The sequence below is a fragment of the Streptomyces sp. NPDC034670 genome, from assembly GCF_055574875.1.
On sequence record NZ_JBVITR010000016.1, the window covers coordinates 50,612 to 67,754 of the forward strand.

Annotated in this window: 16 protein-coding genes and 1 tRNA gene; 14 read left to right on the plus strand and 3 right to left on the minus strand. The window is 73.7% G+C overall.

The window, feature by feature from the left end; all coding sequences use genetic code 11:
- The first annotated feature begins 18 nt into the window (after positions 1-18).
- The 7 genes from ACZ56B_RS14065 (at position 19) to ACZ56B_RS14095 (ending at position 3,854) form a co-directional block, all read left to right on the plus strand.
- Positions 19-288 carry a hypothetical protein gene (locus tag ACZ56B_RS14065; RefSeq protein ID WP_468789624.1) on the plus strand — a complete coding sequence of 90 codons (270 nt, stop codon included), beginning with the start codon at positions 19-21 and terminating at the stop codon, positions 286-288.
- 188 nt (positions 289-476) lie between these two features.
- Positions 477-1,001 (plus strand): tyrosinase family oxidase copper chaperone, encoded by a 525-nt coding sequence (locus ACZ56B_RS14070; RefSeq protein ID WP_468789626.1) that lies wholly within the window; start codon positions 477-479, stop codon positions 999-1,001.
- Positions 985-1,851: a tyrosinase family protein gene (locus tag ACZ56B_RS14075; protein ID WP_468789628.1), complete on the plus strand. Its 867-nt coding sequence runs from the start codon at positions 985-987 to the stop codon at positions 1,849-1,851. Before ACZ56B_RS14070 ends, ACZ56B_RS14075 begins: the two co-directional genes overlap by 17 nt.
- A gap of 448 nt (positions 1,852-2,299) precedes the next feature.
- Positions 2,300-2,578 carry a hypothetical protein gene (locus ACZ56B_RS14080; protein ID WP_468789630.1) on the plus strand — a complete coding sequence of 93 codons (279 nt, stop codon included), beginning with the start codon at positions 2,300-2,302 and terminating at the stop codon, positions 2,576-2,578.
- Between the two features lie 149 nt (positions 2,579-2,727).
- Entirely contained in the window at positions 2,728-3,006 is a 279-nt protein-coding gene (locus ACZ56B_RS14085) for a hypothetical protein (protein ID WP_468789632.1), read from the plus strand.
- 147 nt (positions 3,007-3,153) lie between these two features.
- The gene (locus ACZ56B_RS14090; protein ID WP_468789634.1) at positions 3,154-3,423 is read left to right on the plus strand and encodes a hypothetical protein; all 270 of its coding nucleotides are present in this window, start codon (positions 3,154-3,156) and stop codon (positions 3,421-3,423) included.
- A 164-nt stretch (positions 3,424-3,587) separates the two neighbouring features.
- Positions 3,588-3,854: a hypothetical protein gene (locus tag ACZ56B_RS14095; protein WP_468789636.1), complete on the plus strand. Its 267-nt coding sequence runs from the start codon at positions 3,588-3,590 to the stop codon at positions 3,852-3,854.
- Positions 3,855-3,944: 90 nt separating this feature from the next.
- Here the strand turns inward: ACZ56B_RS14095 and ACZ56B_RS14100 are convergent, their stop codons facing one another.
- Together ACZ56B_RS14100 and ACZ56B_RS14105 are read right to left on the minus strand one after the other, a co-directional pair.
- The gene (locus ACZ56B_RS14100) at positions 3,945-4,919 is read right to left on the minus strand and encodes an alpha/beta fold hydrolase (protein WP_468789638.1); all 975 of its coding nucleotides are present in this window, start codon (positions 4,917-4,919) and stop codon (positions 3,945-3,947) included.
- Positions 4,920-5,131: 212 nt separating this feature from the next.
- Positions 5,132-5,204: transfer RNA gene (locus ACZ56B_RS14105), tRNA-Arg, on the minus strand.
- Between the two features lie 321 nt (positions 5,205-5,525).
- Between ACZ56B_RS14105 and ACZ56B_RS14110 the strand changes: the two genes are divergently transcribed.
- From ACZ56B_RS14110 to ACZ56B_RS14125, 4 genes are all read left to right on the plus strand, one after another.
- A complete protein-coding gene (locus tag ACZ56B_RS14110; protein WP_468789640.1) occupies positions 5,526-7,136 on the plus strand; it encodes a dynamin family protein in 1,611 nt (536 codons plus the stop codon).
- Positions 7,137-7,139: 3 nt separating this feature from the next.
- Positions 7,140-9,125 (plus strand): YfjP family GTPase, encoded by a 1,986-nt coding sequence (locus ACZ56B_RS14115; RefSeq protein ID WP_468789642.1) that lies wholly within the window; start codon positions 7,140-7,142, stop codon positions 9,123-9,125.
- A 422-nt stretch (positions 9,126-9,547) separates the two neighbouring features.
- Entirely contained in the window at positions 9,548-10,030 is a 483-nt protein-coding gene (locus ACZ56B_RS14120) for a single-stranded DNA-binding protein (RefSeq protein WP_468789644.1), read from the plus strand.
- Positions 10,031-10,322: 292 nt separating this feature from the next.
- Positions 10,323-11,729, plus strand: coding sequence for a Cys-Gln thioester bond-forming surface protein (locus tag ACZ56B_RS14125; RefSeq protein WP_468789646.1), 1,407 nt, complete (start codon positions 10,323-10,325; stop codon positions 11,727-11,729).
- Positions 11,730-12,002: 273 nt separating this feature from the next.
- Here ACZ56B_RS14125 and ACZ56B_RS14130 read toward each other — a convergent pair whose 3' ends face one another.
- Positions 12,003-12,647: a hypothetical protein gene (locus tag ACZ56B_RS14130; protein WP_468789648.1), complete on the minus strand. Its 645-nt coding sequence runs from the start codon at positions 12,645-12,647 to the stop codon at positions 12,003-12,005.
- A gap of 345 nt (positions 12,648-12,992) precedes the next feature.
- On the opposite strand from ACZ56B_RS14130, the gene ACZ56B_RS14135 reads away from it, so the two are divergent.
- From ACZ56B_RS14135 to ACZ56B_RS14145, 3 genes are all read left to right on the plus strand, one after another.
- Positions 12,993-13,715: a phytanoyl-CoA dioxygenase family protein gene (locus tag ACZ56B_RS14135; protein WP_468789650.1), complete on the plus strand. Its 723-nt coding sequence runs from the start codon at positions 12,993-12,995 to the stop codon at positions 13,713-13,715.
- Between the two features lie 64 nt (positions 13,716-13,779).
- A complete protein-coding gene (locus tag ACZ56B_RS14140; RefSeq protein ID WP_468789652.1) occupies positions 13,780-15,669 on the plus strand; it encodes an NAD-dependent epimerase/dehydratase family protein in 1,890 nt (629 codons plus the stop codon).
- Positions 15,662-17,068 (plus strand): MFS transporter, encoded by a 1,407-nt coding sequence (locus tag ACZ56B_RS14145; protein WP_468789653.1) that lies wholly within the window; start codon positions 15,662-15,664, stop codon positions 17,066-17,068. The genes ACZ56B_RS14140 and ACZ56B_RS14145 overlap by 8 nt, the downstream gene beginning before the upstream one ends.
- Positions 17,069-17,143 lie beyond the last annotated feature (75 nt).

Consider the following 17,143-nt stretch of genomic DNA (forward strand, 5'->3'; position numbering starts at 1 on the left):
GCCGAAGAAAGGAACACGATGAAGTCCCTGAAGGCTGCCGCCGTCCTCGCCGGGTCCCTGATCGCCGCCGCCGTCGCGGCGCCCTCGTACGCCGCGGACGGCAAGGACCTGGCGGCCACCGGCCTCGACACCGATCTGCGCACCGCGGTCCCCTTCGAGCTGATGCCGGTGGAGGAGGACCCGAACCTGCTCGGCGGCGAGGGCACGGTGCTCCAGACGACCAAGGACGCGATGGCCGTGGTGAACGAGGCCAAGCCGGTCCACGGCGACCTGGGACTGCGCGCCTGACACCGAGTCACGTCCGCGAAGGCCGGCCCGTGGTGAGACCGCGGGCCGGCCTTCGCGTGTGACCGGTCGACCGGGCCGCTCCCGCGGTCCACGGCCACCGTCCTCGTGCCGGGGGTGACCGTGCGAGGCGTCCGGCGGTTACCGCTACGGACGATCGCACGAGCGATCACACGAACGAGGAGAGGACCATGGTCATCAGCTCCGGCGCGGCACCGGCGGGTGCCGAGGAGACGACACCGGGCGCGGCGCGCCCCGGTCCGGTGGGCAGAACCCGGCGGGAGGTGGCGCGCGGCCTGCGCGCCTGCGCCCTCACCGCCGGCCTGACCCCGTTGCTCGCCGCCTTCCGCTCCCCGCGTCCCCCCGGCCGCGGGGACGGCACCCCGGCCGGCACCGGCTCCGGGCGGGCGCTCCCCGACCGGGCGCCCTTCGACGTGCTCCACCGCGGCCGTCGCATCCGGGGCGTGTGGATCCCCGCGCGCGGCGCGGCCGGGGACGGCCGGTGGCACGTCACCGTCGACGGACGCCCCCTCCACCTGATGCGCCGCGCCGACGGCACCTGGCTGAGCACGGTCGACCACTACTGCTCGTACCGGACGCCGCTCGAGGCCGCCCGCGCGGCCGTCGACGCCCTCGCCCCCGGCCGGCGGCTGCGCGCCCCCGCGGACGGCACGGCACACCCGCACGGGGGGAGCCGGCATGACGTACGTGCGTAAGGACGCCGGCACGCTCACGGCCGGCGAGAAACGCCGCTTCGTCAACGCGCTGCTGGAGGTCAAACGGCGCGGCGAGTACGACGAGTTCGTGCGGACGCACCTCACGTACTACGCCGCCGACGGCGAGCGCGGACTGCGCACCGCGCACATGGCGCCCTCCTTCCTGCCCTGGCACCGCCGGTTCCTGCTCGACCTGGAGAACGCCCTGCGCCGGGTGGACGATTCGGTGACCCTGCCGTACTGGGACTGGACCCGCGACCGCACGGCCGGCTCCACCCCGTGGACGGCGGACCTCCTCGGCGGCGACGGACGCCGCTCCGACCACCGGGTGACCACCGGTCCGTTCGCCCACCGGGAGGGCAACTGGGCCATCAGGGTGGGCGTCGTCGAAGGGGAGTTCCTCACCCGGGACCTCGGCCGCAAGAGCGCCCCGATCGACCTGCCCACCCGGGACGATCTGGAATGGGCGCTGAAGGAGCCCCGCTACGACGCGGCGCCCTGGGACTCGACGGTCACCCGGGGCTTCCGCAACCGGATGGAGGGCTGGGGCACCGGCCGGGGCAGCGCCTCGTGGCGCAACCACAACCGGGTGCACCGCTGGGTCGGCGGGGACATGCTCGGGGCCGCCTCGGTCAACGACCCCGTCTTCTGGCTGCACCACGCCTTCGTCGACCTGCAGTGGCACCGCTGGCAGCTCCGCCACCGCGGGGCCCGCTACCTGCCCGCGACGGCGCCGGGCCCCGGCGACGCACAGCGCGGCCGGATCGTGGCGCGCCAGGAGCGGCTGCCGCCGTGGGACGTGACACCGGCCGAACTGGAGGACGTCGGCCGGATCTACCGCTACGCGTGAGGGGACGCGGTCCCCGGTCCGCGGTGCACGGGGGAGGGCCCGGTTCACGGTGCACGGGGGAGGGCCCCGGCGCGTCCGCGCGCCGGGGCCCTCGGGGTCCGCCGCGGAGCGCGGTGGACGGGACGCCGGTGCGGTACCGCCGCGGGCGTCGGGGCAACTCCCGCGCATCCGCTTCCTGCGGACCCGCCGCCCGCGAACGACCGGGCACCGCGCCGGGACAGGCGGCGGCCGGGCCCGCCGGCCCTCCTGCAAGGCCACGAGAACGCAACGGGGCGACCCGCCCGATCCGCCCGCGTGTCCCCGCGTGGCAACCCTGCGACCTGCAACTTCGTAAGAAACTTACGCATATGGGCGTTTCTCCTACCCAGAGCCGCAAACCTCCCTTACGTTAACCACTGGCAGTGACCAACCCGCCACGGGTTGTGTCTACTCGAGAAACGGAGAGGTAATGCGCAAGTACCAGAAGGCCGCTGTCGTGATGGCCATGCTCGGCAGTGTCGGCTTCCTCGGCGCCGGCGTCAGCCACGCCGGTGACAAGCCGGAGTTCGAGCTGAAGAACAAGCAGGCCACCACCTGCGTCCAGGACAACTCGACCAAGGGCCTCGTCAACGTCGAGGACGTCAACGTGGGCGTCGCCGCCCTGCTGGGCCTCAACGCCCAGGAGGCCAACGACGCCAACTCCGTCGCCTGCGGCACCAGCTTCAACCTCGGCGGCAAGCACAAGTGATCACCGGCAGGTGATCTGGGTGGGTCCCGGGGCCGGAGCCACGCGCTCGGGTCCCGGGCCCGCCCGGCCGGTCGGCCGGTGTGGCCGGTCCGGTCATCCGGAACGACTCCGCCGCCCGGCGGCGGGTCGACCGTCAAGGAAACAGGTAGATGTTCAAGTCGAAGAAGATGGCGGCGGTGGCGGGCGTCCTGGGAGGCTTCGCCCTGATCGGCGCCGGTGCCGTCCAGGCCGTCGGTGCCGAGAACCCGGGCAACTGCGTCAAGGACAGCCGGGGCACCGTCCGCTGCGAGCAGGCGAAGCAGTACCGGCTTCCGGCCGGCCGGGACGGAAGCGTCCGCTTCGTCAACGAGTCGACGGTGGCCTGCTCCGGCTCGGCCCCCAAGCTCTCGTGCACGAACGGCGCCGCCGTCGACGGCGCGGAGTTCTGACGCCTCGTCAGTGAGGCTCGACGACCTCTTTGCAGAAAAAGGCGCGATTCGGCGTTTCACTTACCAACTGCCGCAAAACGTCGCCTAGATTAGCGACTGTCAGTGATGCGATCCATACGGAACGTGTCAGACGAGAATGGAGAAGCAATGCGCAAGTACCAGAAGGCCGCCGTCGTGATGGCCATGCTCGGCAGTGTCAGCTTCCTCGGCGCCGGCGTCAGCCACGCCGGTGACAAGCCGGAGTTCGAGCTGAAGAACGAGCAGGCCACCACCTGCGCCCAGGACAACTCCACCGAGGGCCTCATCAACATCGAGGACGTCAACGTCGGCATCGCCATCCTGGGCCTCAACACCCAGGAGACCAACGACGTCAACTCCGTGGCCTGTGGCACCAGCTTCACCATCGGCGGCAAGTGATCACCAGTACGTGATCACCAGCACGTGATCCGGGCAGGTCCCGGGACCCGAACCCAGGTGGTCGGGTCCCGGGCCTGCCCGACTCGTTGGCCGGTGTGACCGGTCCAGTCATCCGGAACGACTCCGCCGCCCGGCGGCGGGTCGACCGTCAAGGAAACAGGTAGATGTTCAAGTCGAAGAAGATGGCGGCGGTGGCGGGCGTCCTGGGGGGCTTCGCCCTGATCGGCGCCGGTGCCGTCCAGGCCGTCGGTGCCGAGAACCCGGGCAACTGCGTCAAGGACAGCCGGGGCACCGTCCGCTGCGAGCAGGTGAGTGAGCACGAGGTCACGTCGGAGGAGCACGGGAAGATCCGCTTCGTCAACGACTCGAGGCAGACCTGCTCCGGCGGACCCGAGGTCTCCTGCACGAGCAGCGTCACCCTCCCGGGCTAGGGACCCTGACGTCCCGCACCGCGGAGACGTCCGTACGACGGAGAGTGGCCGGAACCCGACATCGGGTTCCGGCCACTCCCCGTATGTCCGTCACCGGCACGCCGTCGCGCCGACGAGCTCGGCGCCCGGTGACTCCACGGCGGTGCAGTACGGCAGGTCGTCGATGGGGAGGTCGGTGCAGAACCGGCCGATCAGTTCGGCGGACTCCTCCCTGCGCTCGACCGTGACCAGGTGGTCCGCCTCCCTGACCGTCGTGAAGCGGGCCGAGGGCATCGTCGCGGCGAGCTCACGGCCCATCTGCGGGGTGCACAGGGTGTCGTACTCCCCCGTGAACACCAGGGCCGGCACCTCGGGGACGGGCAGGGGCTCGTAGCACCCGTGCGACAGCAGCCGGGTGTTGTGCTCGACGGCCTTCCTGACCTCGTCCGGCGTCTGGTTCAGGAACTGGTGACGGAGGAGGCGGGCGACCACCGCGTGCTTGCGGACCCGGCCGGCCCCCGGGTTCGACATGAACAGGTGCACCAGTCCGTCGGCGGCCCCTTCGGCGTCGCCCCGTTCGAGCGCCTGCGACAGGCGCGGCACCGCGTCGGTGTAGATCCCGGGAAGGCGCTTCGCCGCGCCGCAGAAGACGATGCGCCGGACGAACTCGGGGTGGAGCTGCGCGAAGCGGAGGCCGACGACTTCACCGAAGCAGCCCCCGAACAGGTTCACCTGCGGCATGTCGATGCTCACCAGCATGTGCCTGACCGCGGCGGCGAGGAAGTCCATGCCGTACCGGGCGGGCAGGAAGTCCGAGCTGCCGTAACCGGGGAGATCCACGGTGACCAGCGTGCACAGCGGTGACAGCCATCTCTCGTGGCCCTGCCAGGAGTGCCTGTTCTGGGACGAGCCCCCGAGCAGTACCAGCGGGACGGTCCGCGGAGCGTTCTGGTGGACGATGCGGCACGTGTACGCGAAGCCCTCGAAGGTGAGACTCCGCTCCTCGACCTGATCCGACGCGGGCGGGGCGGAACCGTGGCGGTGTGCGTTCGGTGCGCCCAGGGGGATGGTGGCGGTAGTGCGCATGCGCGACTCCGGGACAGAGGGAACGGCGATGAACCCGTCCATGATTGCCGATAAACCCGCCTTTGGGGTGGAACCACTCATTTGTGGGCGATCCCGACATGGCGGCCCGTCGACCGGAACCCGGCGGTGGGCGGGAAGGCGCTCGGCCCGGGGCGTGCCCCATCCCCCCGAAAAGGGAAAAGACCAGCGTTTCCGCTGGTCAGATGGGTTTGCGCCCCCGGCAGGACTCGAACCTGCGGCCAAGCGCTTAGAAGGCGCCTGCTCTATCCGCTGAGCTACGGGGGCCGGTGTGACGGCCTGTCGTCGTGGTGCCCGGAGTGGGCCGTTCCCCGACGCTGCCGGGGACAAGGATAGGGCTCCCCGCATCCTTGCCCCGATCGCCTCGCCTCCGTGGCTCGGTGTGGAGGTTCGGTGAAGCGGTCCTGATAATCGCAGGCAGGTACGAATCGTGCACCGATTTCGGCGCCTCACGCATCGGGTGTTGTGTACTCGTTATGCCTGGACTGCGTCCGCGTCCCGGACGTCACCTCCGCCCCTTGTGTCCTGTCGGCACGCAGACATGCTCATATGTTTCAGAATTCCCCTAAAATTGGGCATTCTTCGCATGTGGTGACCTTGGACGTACGGCCTCAGCTGCTCGACGCACTCTCCGCCCTGCGCGACCGTGTCGCCGCCGCACGCTTCCCGCTGCCCCTGGCGGGGGCCCCACGCGCGCGTGCCAACCGCGACGAGTTGCTCGCGCAGCTCGACGACTACCTGGTGCCCCGGCTGAGAGATCCCGAAGCGCCCTTGCTGGCCGTCGTGGGGGGATCCACCGGGGCCGGGAAGTCCACCCTGGTGAACTCCCTCGTGGGACGGCGCGTCAGCGAGGCGGGTGTGCTGCGGCCGACGACACGGACACCGGTGCTCGTCTGCCACCCGGAGGACCATCACTGGTTCAGCGGGATGAGGGTGCTGCCCGACCTCACGCGCGTGTGGGTGTCCCGCCACCGCGACCCGTCGGAGGACCTGCTGCTCCCCGGCGAGAACCCCGCGCGCGTGCTGCGGGTCGAGACCGCCGAGACGCTGCCCCCCGGGCTGGCCCTCCTGGACGCGCCCGACATCGACTCCCTGCTGTCCGACAACCGGGTCCTCGCCGCCGAGCTGATCTGCGCCGCGGACGTCTGGATCATGGTCACCACCGCCGCCCGCTACGCGGACGCCGTGCCCTGGTACATGCTGCGCACCGCCAAGGAGTACGACGTCACCCTGGTGACCGTCCTGGACCGGGTGCCCCACCAGGTCGTGTCCGAGGTGTCACGGCAGTACGGCGCCCTGCTCACCAAGGCCGGCCTCGGCCACGTACCGCGCTTCACCGTGCCCGAGCTGCCCGAGTCGGCCTGGGGCGGCGGGCTGCTGCCCGCCACCGCCGTGGCGTCGCTGCGGACCTGGCTCGTGCACCAGACGCACGATCCCACCGCCCGGCAGCAGGTCCTGGCGCGCACCGCGCACGGCGTCCTCGACTCCCTCAACACCCGCATGCCCGAACTGGCCGGAGCCGCCGCCGCGCAGTACGCGGCCGCGCTGCGGCTCACCGCGGCCGTCGACGGGGCGTACGACGGCGAGCACGCGCGGGTACGGAGCCGGCTGCAGGCCGGAGCCGTCCTCTCCGGGGACGCGCTCAAGCGGTGGCGCGCCTTCCCGCTCGACTGCACCCCGGGCGAACTCCTCGACGCCCTGGTGGAGAGCCTGAGCACGCTGCTGCTGTGCGCCGTCGCCGCCGCCGACGAGCGCATCGACGACGCCTGGCGGCGCGAACCCGCGGCGGACGCCCCCGAGCTCGCCGCCCGGGACTCCTCGCCGGAGAGCGTCGAGCACCGCGTCGGGCTCGCCGTGCGGCGCTGGCGGCGGGAGCTCGAGGAGTACGTCGAGGAGGAGACGCGCGAGCTGGACCGCAGCGTCGCCCCCGACCCCGAGACGGTCACCGCGCTGGTCGCCACGGTGCTGCTGGGCGGCCGCCGGACGCGCGCGGCGGGGGAAGGGCTCGCCGAGCGGATCGGCGCGCACGGGGCGCTGCGGCTGCGCGACCGGGGCGGACGGCTGCTCATCGAGCACATGGACCGGATCCTGCGCGTCGAACGGGAGCGCCGGCTCGCCCCGCTCGACGCGCTCGAGGTGCACGCGGAACCCCAGGCCGAACTCATCGCCGCGCTGTCCGTACTGCAGAAGGAGAGGTGACCGGTGACCGCCGTCACTGACCAGGAGCACGCCGAGCACCCCGACCGCCGGGGGGACACCTCGCGCGACGACAGCCGTCCGGAACGCGACGACCACCCGGGACGCGACGACCGCCCGGGGCGCGACGACCGTGCCGGGGAAGGTGGTCGTGCCGGGCAGGGCGGTCGTGAAGGGGCCGGGTCGTCCGGGGAGGGCGGCCACGACACCGCCGGGGGCCCGTCCCGCGCGGACCGTGCGGGACCGGCGGGCCCCGCCCGCCGCACGGGGACCGACACGGCCCCCTGGGGCGACGGGCTGATCGCGCGGCGGGTGACCGGGAACGCCGGGGAGGGGGAGTCGGCCGTGGGGGAGTCCCGGAGCCCCGGGCCGCAGAACGTGCCCCCCCTGGCGTACGACACGCCGCTGCGGTTGCGGCTCGAGGCGCTGCGCGAGCTGGTCGGGTCCTCCCGCGCCCGGCTCGACAACCGGACCCTCGCGGAGGCGGGCCGGGTCCTGCAGGAGGCCGCCGTGCGGCGCCGGCTCTCCGGGCAGCACACCGTCGTCGCCATCGCGGGCGCGACCGGCAGCGGCAAGTCCCAGCTGTTCAACGCGCTGGCCGGGGTGGCCATCTCGGAGACCGGGGTGCGGCGGCCGACCACCGCCGCGCCCATCGCGTGCAGCTGGAGCGACGGCGCGGCGAGCCTCATCGAACGGCTGGGCATCCCGCCCCGGCTCCGGCGGCGTCCGCTGCAGGCGACGGTGGACGCGGACGAGCGGCTGCGCGGCCTGGTCCTGGTCGACCTGCCCGATCACGACTCGGCGGTCGTGCTCCACCGCGAGCAGGTGGACCGCGTGCTGGCGCTGGTCGACGCGGTCATCTGGGTCGTCGACCCCGAGAAGTACGCCGACGCCATGCTGCACGAGCGCTACCTGCGGCCCATGGCGGCCCACGCGGAGGTCATGTTCGTCGTCCTGAACCAGATCGACCGGCTGCCCGGGGAGGCCGCCGAGCAGGTCCTGGACGACCTGCGGCGCCTGCTCGACGAGGACGGCGTCGCCCTCGGGGAGTACGGCGAGCCCGGGGCGACCGTGCTCGCGCTGTCCGCGCTCACCGGCGACGGGGTCGGCGAACTGCGGGAGGCGCTGGCCCGCTTCGTGGCCGAACGGGGGGCCCCGGGCCGCCGGATCTCCGCCGACGTGGACGTCGCCGCGGCCCGGCTGTGGCCCGTGTACGCCGCCCGCCGGCGCACCGGGCTGAGCGAGGAGGCGCGCGAGGAGTTCTCGGACCGGCTCGCGGACGCCGTGGGCGCCACCGCGGCGGGCGAGGCCGCCGAACGGGCCTGGCTGCGCAACGCCAACCGCGCGTGCGGCACGCCCTGGCTGCGGCTGTGGCGCTGGTGCCAGGGCCGGGGCGAGCCGGCCACGGGACGGCAGCTCCGGGGGCAGCCCGACGAGGAGATCACGGCCCGGCAGCGCGTCGAGCAGGCCGTGCGCACGGTGGCCGACCGGGCCTCGGCCGGACTGCCGGCGCCGTGGGCGCAGGCGGTGCGGGAGGCGGCGGTGCGCGGTTCCCAGGGGCTGCCAGAGGCGCTGGACGAGCTGGCCGTGCGCGCGGGACTGCCGCCGGGCAGGCCGCCGAGGCCCGGGTGGTGGCCGGTGGCCGTGCTCGTCCAGGCGTCGATGACGCTCCTTCAGTTCGTGGGCGGACTGTGGCTGCTGGGGCAGATCATCGGGGTCGTGTCGCCGAACCTGGGGGTGCCGGTGCTGCTGATGGTGCTCGGCATCGCCGGTGGACCGCTCGTCGAGTGGAGCTGCCGCATGGCCGCCCGGGGACCGGCCCGGCGGTACGGGCAGGAGGCGGAGAGACGGCTGCGCGAGGCGGCCGCCGGGTGCGGCCGGGCCAGGGTCCTGGATCCGGTGGCGGCGGAGCTGCTGCGGTACCTGGAGGTGCGGGAGCAGTACGGGCGGGTCGTGGGGGCCGGGACCGGGGCCCGGGTCGGGAGGGGCTGAGGGGAGGGCGGAGGGTTCCGGCCGGCCGCGGTTCCCGGCCTGTCGGGGTTCCCGGTCGGCTGCGGGTGATCCGGTCGTCCGAGGGTGGCCTTGTCCGTCGGGGGGTGGCCTTGTCCGTCGGGAGTGGCCTTGTCCGTCCGGAGGTGGCCTGTCCGTCCGGGGGTGGCCTGTTCGGCCAGGGTGACCCGTCCGGGTGACGGAGATGTCCACAGACGGGGGACGGTCCACAGCGCTCGGCGGGCCCGGCCCGGCGGAGGCAGTCTGGCTTCGCGGCGATCGCGGCCCGGTCCGCGGCCGCCGCGGCGACGGCGGCGCACCGCGTGGGGGTGCGGCCGTCGCGGCAGACGCAGCCGTACGGGACGGACCCGTACGCGGATCCGGCCGGCACCGGTGGCGGCGCCCGGCCCGGGGAGGGAAGCGCGATGAACGAGACGATGGTCTGCGCGGTGGGCAATGTGGCGACGCAGCCGGTGTACCGGGAGACGGCGTCCGGCCCGTCGGCGAGGTTCCGGCTCGCGGTGACCTCGCGGTACTGGGACCGGGAGAAGAGCACGTGGGCGGACGGGCACACCAACTTCTTCACGGTGTGGGCCAACCGGCAGCTCGCCGCCAACGCCGCCGCCTCGCTGTCGGTGGGCGAGCCGGTGGTCGTCCAGGGCCGCCTGAAGGTGCGCACGGAACTGCGCGAGGGACAGCAGGGCCGGGTGTCGGCGGACATCGACGCGGTGGCGATCGGCCACGACCTCGCCCGCGGCACCTCCGCCTTCAAGCGCACGGGCCGGCCGGAGCCGGCGGCGTCGCCGGACCGGTCCGAGCCCGACTGGCGGACCCGGCCCGGCGACGCACCGGAGGCGGCCGGAGCGGACGGACCCCAACGCCCCGCTCACCCGGAGCTGGTGACGTGACGTCAGAGTCCGTCGTCGTCGTACGCCGCTCGGCGACGGCGCCGACCGGAGTGTGCCTTGTCGGCGCATGTGTACCGAGTCGTCCCCGAGTTGATGTGCCGACAAATCGATGCGGGGACGCCTCGGCGATAACGATTCCGAGTCGGATCACCCTCGCGACGGGATGATCGAACAAGCGTGGCGTGCCGCCTCCTTAGGATGCCGGGCATGGCTCCCGGGAGGCTCGGGGCCGTGATTCTGCTGGTGGGACCGCCCCCCTCACGTCAACGGGTCCTGCCCGGAAGGGAATTCGGTGTTTGCTTCGTTCTCTGCGTTGTCCGCGCGTGGACGTGGGGCGACCCGCCTCGCCGCCGGGACACTGGTGTCCGGGCTCGCCCTCGCCGGCGTGCTGACCGGCGCCGGGACGGCCGTCGCCCACGAGACGGTGCCGAGGCAGGGCGGGGCGGTCGCGACCGTGGGCGGGCTGAAGGCGTACGGGGCGGCCGTGATACGCGGCGCCGCCGGGGACCAGCAGGTGCCGGCGGGCCTGTTCGAGATGTCCGTCGAGGGCGGCGGCACGCTGCAGACGTACTGCGTCGACGTCCGGACGCCCACGCAGAAGGACGCCAAGTACCACGAGGCTCCCTGGAGCGGCACCTCGCTGGGCACCAACAAGGACGCCGGGCGGATCCGCTGGATCCTGCAGAACTCCTACCCCCAGGTGAACGACCTCGCGGCACTCGCCGAGAAGGCGGGTGTGCGCGGCCAGCTCACCGAGCAGGACGCGGCGGCCGGTACGCAGGTGGCCATCTGGCGCTACTCCGACGACGTGGACGTGGACGCCGTCGACCCGCAGGCCGAGCAGCTCGCGGACTACCTGTACGAGAAGGCCCGGAACCGGCCGGAGCCGAGGGCGTCGCTGACCCTGGACCCGCCGGCGGTCTCCGGCCGCCCGGGTGAGCGGATCGGCCCCGTGACGGTGCGCACGGACGCGCACAGCGTGACGGTCTCCCCGCCGGCGGACGCCACGAGCGGGGTGCGGATCGTCGACGAGGAGGGCAGGCCCGTCACCGCCGCCGCCGACGGCAGCCGGATCTTCTTCGACGTGCCCGAGGACGCGGCGGCGGGCACGGCCCAGCTGACCGCGCACGCCTCGACCACGGTGCCGGTCGGCCGGGCGTTCGCCTCCGAGGGCCGCAGCCAGACCCAGATCCTGGCCGGCTCCAGCGAGTCGACGGTCTCGGCGACGGCGAGCGTCACCTGGGCGCAGGAGGGGCCGATACCGGCCCTGTCCGCCCGCGAGAACTGCGCCGAGGGCGGGGTGGACGTCACCGCCGGCAACCAGGGCGACGAACCCTTCACCTTCGAGCTGGCGGGCCGGGAGCACACCGTCGCGCCGGGCGAGACCCGCACGGTGACGGTTCCGCTGAGCGAGGACCAGCGGTACGACTTCACGGTCCAGGGGTCGGGCGGCTTCGAGAAGCGGTTCACCGGCATGCTCGACTGCCGGACCCGGACCGCGGAGACCGGCACCACCGCCCACACCCTGAGCGGGCCGAGTCCCACCCCCCTCGCGGCCGCGTCCACCGACACCAACCTCGCCGCGACCGGATCCTCCGACGCCACCGCGTGGATCGCCGGCACCGCCATCGGTCTGGTCGTCCTCGGCGGAGCGGGCCTGGTCCTCACCCGCCGCGGACAGACCCCGCCCGGGGACTGAGCACCCGAGGGACCCCGTCGCGCGGCGGGGGCCGGGCCCGCGCGGTCCCGGCCCCCGCCGGCCGGGGCGCCGAGGCCGGTCACGGGCCCCGGCAGCCGCCCGCCGGTCCCGCCGGACACCTCGCCCGTGCCGTGACGGGCGTCCGGCCCCGCGGACGGAGCGGTGGCACGGGGCGACGGGGCGGCCGTCACCGCCCGGACGGCGACGGCCGGACCGGGGAGGGAAGGGACCGGGGAGGGAAGGGGGAGCCGCCGCCCTTTCCCGGCGCCTCGGTCAGACGGCGGCGCCGGCCGGCTCGTCCGGGAACCACGCGATCATCTCGGTGTACGCGGCCGGCGGCCCGTCGGTGTCGGAGAGCCAGTCCGTCTCGCCCCGGCGCCACTCGTACTCCCGGTGGCGGGCGCCGATCTCCTCGACGAGTTCGGCGGCGAGGCGCGAGGCCTCGTACAGGTCCTGATCGGTGGACTGCGAGCTGGCGGCGACGACGACGCCGCGCACCTCGGCGGAGTGGCCGTAGCGGAACGCGCCGGTGCCGAGGAGGTGCGGGTCGGTGTGCACGGCCGTGCCGTTGTCGCCCTTGAGGCGCCGGTGCGCGGCGGCCTTGGCGGCCGCGTTCGGGAGGAAGCGACGCGCCCCCTCTCCGACGGTGAGCGCGCCGAGCACGGCATCGGCCGGGTCGGTGCCCGCGTCGGCCGTCGGGTCGAGGACGACGAACCCCATGGCGGGGCGCGGGTAGGGGCCGCGCGGTGCCCTGCCGGGCGCGGCGGCGTGGTTGCGGGCGATGCTCGCGGCCCGTCGCTCGCCCAGCGCGCGCAGCAGCTCCGCGAGTTCGGCGTCGTCGAGCATGTAGGCGTAGGGGTTGCGACGCACCGCCGCGCGTACGCGCAGCGGGGCGGCCGGCTCGGCCGGGTCGATCACGTCTGTCTCCTCGCGGTGGGGCTGCGCCCGGGGGCATGGCGCGCCGGATCGTAACGGCCGTGATCGTCCGCACGCCAGGGATTCCGGATTACCGGGGAACGCTTGGCGTGATCTTTGTGGCGTCCGGTCCGGATCTCACTGTTGACCTCCTCCCGAGGCTCCTCATAAGGTTTTGATCAATGGTCCAGACCAACTTTCTCTGATTCCCGGACTCACCTTTCGACGACAACTCCTTTCTCCGCACCGAAGTATGCGAGTGCTGTGAGAGAAGGAGGGATGAGGCTGTTGACCGTGAGCACACAGGCGCCTTCCGAAGTTGCACAGAGAATCACTGAAGACGGATTCGTGTCCTTAGGGGAGCTCATTCCCCCGGAGGACCTCGCCATCTACCGCGACATCTACGACCGGTTCCTGAGCGGGGAGATAGCGGCCGGCGACAAGAGGTCCGACCTCGGCTCGCACGTCCCGCTGAAGGACGGGGTCCGGGAGAACATCACGCAGATCATGTGGCCGTCGGCGCTCCACCCGCCGCTGCGGGAGCTCCCCCTGCACGAGCGGGCGCTGACGCTCGCCCGCGAGCTGATCGGGGCGGACGCGGAGCTCGACTTCGACATGATGATCCACAAGGAGCCCCGCAGCGGTGTGCCCACCCCCTGGCACCAGGACGCGGCGTACTGGATCGACATGCCCGACCACCGGGCCGTGTCGATCTGGGTGGCGCTCGACGACGCGGACGTGGACAACGGCTGCATGTGGTACGTCCGGGGCTCGCACCGCCTGCCCCTGCGGCCGCACCGCCCCACGAGCGACGGCAGGAACATCGAGTGCGACTGCTCCGAGGACGAGCCGGGCGCGACCCCCGTGCCGGTGCGGGCCGGTGAGGCCGTGGCGCACACGGGCACGACGCTGCACGGCTCACGCGGCAACACCACCGACGGCACCCGCCGGGCCTACATCCTCAACTACCGCCCCGCCGCCATGATCCGGCTCGAACGGGAGCAGGGCGCGGACCACGGTCTCAACGAGAACGTGCGCCAGGTCCGCAACTCGGCCGCGGCCGAGAGCTGACACCGTCCCCGACCCCCGGGCCGGCCGTCCGGCCGGCCCGACCCGAACGGCCAGAAGGGAAGCCGTGCACCCCATCTCTCTGACGGGCGCCGTGATGACCCACCCCAGGAGGGTCGCCGCCGCCGAGGCCATCGCGGCGCGCGACCCGCGAGGACGCGTCCGCGTCGTCACGGACCCGGATCCGTCCGGCCCGCCCACCGCGCTGCGCACCGCGAACCCCTCCTGGTCCTGTGTCGGGGACGACGCCACGCACCACGTGGTGTTCCAGGACGACGTCCTGATGGCCGACGATTTCTTTCCTTACCTGGAAAAGGTCGCCGCCGCCGTCCCCGAAGAGGCCGTGGCCTTTTACGAGGGGTGGGAGGGAAGAAACAGCGGAGTGGTGCGACTCGGTGCTCTCACCGGAGCGCACTGGGCCTACGCGATCGACGAACACGTGCCGTCGCTCGCGCTCATGATGCCCGCCGACGTAGCCCGCGGATACGCGGAATTCGCCGCGGCACACGGGAACGGCTGGCCTTACGACGTCGTCATCCAGCGATATCTGAAATCACTGGGAATTCCGGTGCGCATCGCGGTTCCCAGCACCATCGACCACGACGACGTCCCGAGCCTGGCGGGGAACAGCACGCACGGGTGGCGGCGCGCCACCTATTTCTCCGACCGGGCCGTGGAAGCGCCCACATACGCATGCTCCTCGTTCCCCGTCGTCCCCTATTACCAGTACGGGGAGGCCAAGTGCGCGGTGCGGTACGGGACGCGCTGGGAGCACCTGGACACCGACCGGTACCTGCGGCGCGTCGGCCTGCTGGACCGCTGTGACGCCGATCTCGGGGCGGTCGGGGCGGCGGAGGGCCACGGTCTGACGGCCGCCGTACGGCGGCAGGTGTGGCTGACGGCCTTCGCCACCGGCGTCGTGGTCGAGGGCCTGACGGCGGCGGACCCCGACCCGGCGGTGGCCGACACGGTGATGGACTCCCTGGGGCCCGGTGGTCTGTGCGAGGAGTACACCGGCGCCGAACTGATGGAGATGATCCCGCGGATACGGACGCTGGCCCTGGCCGCGTTCGCCGCGGGCCGGGCGGCACACCGCGCGGCCCCGGCCCGCGCCGCCGCCGGAGCCGTCCCCCGCGACACCGCCGCCGGTGTCGCGGTCACCGGTGGCCCGGCGGCCTTCAGGGAACAGCTGGCGCGTCTGCTCACCGACGCGGGATGTGCCGCGGCCCCTGCCGACCGGCTGGGCGCGGACGTGCACACGGTGGTCCACCTCGGTGATCCGCACAGCGGGGGCCAGGCCCTGCCGGACCTGCTCGCCGACGCGGAGAAGCTCGGCGTGCGGCGCCTCGTCCTCGCCGGTTCGGCCGCGGTCTACCGCGGGCTGGGCGACGAGGAGTGCGCCGAGGACGCCGTCTCGGCGCCGCCGGCGGACGCCGAGGCGCTCGCCTGGTGGACCGCGGAGGAGACGTGCCGGCGCTGGGGTGCGGAGACCGGCGTGCCCGTCCAGGTCGTGCGGTTCGCCGAGCAGGTCGGACCGCACGCCCCGCTGCGCGGCGTGCTGGCCTCGTGGATGCTGCGGGCCTGGACCCGGCGCCCCATGGAACTCCTCGACAGCCGGCGTCACCAGATCGTCGACCACCGCGACCTGGCCGGCGCGCTCGCCGCGGTCCTGGCCTCCCCCGTGCGCTCGGCGGTCTACAACGTGGCGTCCGCGCGCTACGAGGAGGCCGAGCTGGCCCAGCTCGTCACCGACACGGCCCGCCGCACCCCGTGGCGGCACACCCGCGCCGCGGACGGCCCGCACACCCCCCTCATGTCCACCGGCCTCATCACGGCCGAGACCGGCTGGCGTCCCGGAGCCGACGTGCGCGGCGGGGCCCGGGCACAGGCCCAGTGGCTGGCCTGCGACACCCACGACGACGTCCCCGGTCCGGCGGGACGGGGCGGCGATGGCTGAAAGCCGCCCGGCGCCCGGACCCACCGCCGTCACCGAGCCGGGCATCTTCTCGCGCCCGTACACGGCCGCCACGGCGACGTTCGCCGTGGTGATGTTCCTGACCGGGTTCGCCGCGCTGGCCGTGGTGCCCACCTTGCCGACGGCGGCCCGGGACCTGGACGGAGTGTCCCTGTTCCCGCTGGTGGCGGGCTGCTTCGTGGCCGCCAGCCTGCTGGGCGGGGTGCTCGGCGGGCACTGGGCGGACCGGTCGGGGGCGCGCCGTCCGCTGGCCCTCGGCATGGTCCTGTCCGTCGTGACGCTGCTGGTGTCGGCCTCCAGCGGGTCGATCTGGCAGCTGGCGGCCGGCCGGTTCGTGGACGGTCTGGCCGCCGGGATGGTCGCGGTGTCCGTGACCACCGCGATCGGCCAGTCCTACCCCGAGCGGCTGCGGCCCAGGATGCTCGCGCTGATGAGCGCGAGCTGGGTGATCCCGTCGCTGGTCGGACCGCCGCTGGCCGGCGTGGTCGCCGAGTGGTGGTCCTGGCGGGCGGTGTTCTACGGCCTGGCCGCCCTGACCGTCCTGCCCGCGATCGCGCTGGTGATCGTGCTCCGCCGGCCCGCCGCGGACGACGGCGCCGCTCCCGCCGACCTGCCGCCGGCCGAGGAGCGCGCCGCCCGCCCGCCCCTGTTCGTGGCGGCGATGCTCAGCCTCGGCGCGGCGCTCGGCCAGTACGGGGTGTCGGAGTGGGACGTGGACCACCTGGTGTTCGTCGCCGTCGGCATCGCCCTGCTCGTGGTGTTCGCCCCCCGCCTGCTGCCGGCCGGCACCTGGCGGAGCGCCCGCGGGCTGCCGACCACGGTGCTGCTGCGCGGCCTCACCTCGGGCACGTACTTCACCGTCGAGGCCCTGGTCCCGCTGATGCTGATCACCGAGCGGGGGGTCGCCGCGGTGACGGTCGGCGTGGCGTTCACCGCTGCCGCGGTGCTGTGGGCGGGTGCCTCCTGGGTGCAGGGCAAGGCGCTCCAGCACGTCGCCCGGCACCGCCTCGTCACCGTCGGCGCGCTGATCATGGCCGCTTCCGTCGCGCTGGCCGTCGCGGGAAGCCTCCCCGGCGTGCACCCCCTGGTCGCGGCGGCCGCCATGCCGCTGGCCGCGGTCGGCATGGGCCTGCTCGACCCGTGCGTCACCGTGCTGTCCCTCAAGCACAGCGCGCCGCACCGGCAGGGCCACACCACCAGCGCGCTGCAGACCAACATGAACCTCGGCCAGGTCGTCGTCCTGGCGCTGGCCTCCGCCGTGCTCAACGCCTGTCTGGCCGCGGGCGCCGGCCCGCTCGGCGGCTACGCGGCCGCCTTCACGCTCCTGCTCGCCCCGCCCCTGCTCGTCGCCGCCCTGGCCGTCCGCGCCAGGGCCGTCTGAACGCGGCCCGGTCCGCGGCGGCGCTTTCGCGCCCGCGGCGCCGCCCGCCCTCCCCGGTGCCCCGCTCCCCGGCGG

Bases quoted from the DNA above. Each gene is read 5' to 3' on its own strand.
- ACZ56B_RS14085 (WP_468789632.1), top strand. From the start codon at position 2,728: ATGTTCAAGTCGAAGAAGATGGCGGCGGTGGCGGGCGTCCTGGGAGGC.
- ACZ56B_RS14065 (WP_468789624.1), top strand. From the start codon at position 19: ATGAAGTCCCTGAAGGCTGCCGCCGTCCTCGCCGGGTCCCTGATCGCC.
- ACZ56B_RS14090 (WP_468789634.1), top strand. From the start codon at position 3,154: ATGCGCAAGTACCAGAAGGCCGCCGTCGTGATGGCCATGCTCGGCAGT.
- ACZ56B_RS14075 (WP_468789628.1), top strand. From the start codon at position 985: ATGACGTACGTGCGTAAGGACGCCGGCACGCTCACGGCCGGCGAGAAA.
- ACZ56B_RS14120 (WP_468789644.1), top strand. From the start codon at position 9,548: ATGAACGAGACGATGGTCTGCGCGGTGGGCAATGTGGCGACGCAGCCG.
- ACZ56B_RS14095 (WP_468789636.1), top strand. From the start codon at position 3,588: ATGTTCAAGTCGAAGAAGATGGCGGCGGTGGCGGGCGTCCTGGGGGGC.
- ACZ56B_RS14100 (WP_468789638.1), bottom strand. From the start codon at position 4,919: ATGCGCACTACCGCCACCATCCCCCTGGGCGCACCGAACGCACACCGC.
- ACZ56B_RS14080 (WP_468789630.1), top strand. From the start codon at position 2,300: ATGCGCAAGTACCAGAAGGCCGCTGTCGTGATGGCCATGCTCGGCAGT.
- ACZ56B_RS14145 (WP_468789653.1), top strand. From the start codon at position 15,662: ATGGCTGAAAGCCGCCCGGCGCCCGGACCCACCGCCGTCACCGAGCCG.
- ACZ56B_RS14070 (WP_468789626.1), top strand. From the start codon at position 477: ATGGTCATCAGCTCCGGCGCGGCACCGGCGGGTGCCGAGGAGACGACA.